2 protein-coding genes are annotated in these 1,182 nt (G+C 32.8%); both read left to right on the top strand.

Annotated features, from left to right (window positions below; translation table 11 throughout):
- Positions 1–590 (top strand): pseudouridine synthase (locus L950_RS25365; RefSeq protein WP_021191670.1); only part of this gene is annotated, 590 nt, incomplete at its 5' end.
- 104 nt (positions 591–694) lie between these two features.
- Positions 695–1,165: a nucleoside triphosphate pyrophosphohydrolase family protein gene (locus tag L950_RS25360; protein ID WP_021191669.1), complete on the top strand. Its 471-nt coding sequence runs from the start codon at positions 695–697 to the stop codon at positions 1,163–1,165.
- Positions 1,166–1,182 lie beyond the last annotated feature (17 nt).

The following is a 1,182-nucleotide window of genomic DNA, read 5'->3' as shown; positions in this document are numbered from 1 at the left end:
AAGTAGATCCAGCTAAAGACGACGTTAAATATAATGGTGAGCGTTTGAAACGTGAAAAAATGGTTTATGTCCTATTAAATAAACCTAAAGATTACATTACTACTACCGAAGATCCTCAGGAGCGTCACACAGTAATGGAATTAGTTTCAAAAGCTACTAAAGAACGTATCTATCCAGTAGGTCGTTTAGATAGAAATACAACTGGTTTATTATTAATGACAAACGATGGTAATTTAGCTGAAAAACTTTCGCACCCTCGAAATAACATCAGTAAAATCTACAACGTAGAATTGAATAAAAGCTTAACACAAGGTGATTTTAATAAAATTGTTTTCGGTCTTGAACTGGAAGATGGTTTTGTAAAACCTGATGATTTAAGCTACGTAACTGGCGGAAGTAAAAGAGAAGTTGGTGTTCAGATCCATAGTGGTAAAAATCGCATCGTAAGACGTATTTTTGAATCGTTAGGATATGAAGTAGTAAAACTAGACCGTGTTGTATATGCTAACTTGACTAAAAAGGATTTACCAAGAGGTCGTTGGAGATACATTGAAGAGCGCGAGCTAGTTCAATTGAAACATTTAATTTAATATTTACTCCTTTATATAGAAAGCAGCTTCACAGCTGCTTTTTTTATTTGACTCAATTTTTAAATTAGATTATATTGCATAATTTAGCAAAAATAAAATATAACATGACTGATCCAAAAACATTAACATCCGTAGCCGAATTTCATAAAGTTTTCCAGCATCCGATATTAGAAAAACCAACAATCCCAAGTGAAAAACGCAGTGCACTACGTGTATCTCTTATTGCTGAAGAATTAAAAGAGTTGGAAGAAGCTATCCAAAACAATGATCTTGTAGAAGTAGCAGATGCATTATGTGATATACAGTATGTGTTAGCAGGTGCTGTACTTGAATTTGGTTTAAAAGACAAATTTAATGAGCTATTCGAAGAAGTGCAACGTTCCAACATGAGTAAAGCCTGTCAATCCATTGAAGAGGCTGAAGCAACAATAGCACATTACAAAACTTCAAAAGATGTCGATAGTTACTATAAAGAAGTAGATGGTCTATTCTTAGTATTCAGAACAGAAGATAACAAAACATTAAAATCGATCAATTATTCTCCGGCCGATTTAAAATCAATCATAGAAAAATAAAAAAAGGTTGCTATAAT

This window comes from Sphingobacterium sp. IITKGP-BTPF85 (genome assembly GCF_001006065.1).
Lineage (GTDB): Bacteria > Bacteroidota > Bacteroidia > Sphingobacteriales > Sphingobacteriaceae > Sphingobacterium > Sphingobacterium anhuiense.
This window is presented reverse-complemented; position numbering and strand designations above follow the sequence as displayed.

Excerpts from the sequence above, each read along its gene's own strand:
- L950_RS25360 (WP_021191669.1), top strand. The coding sequence starts at position 695 with ATGACTGATCCAAAAACATTAACATCCGTAGCCGAATTTCATAAAGTT.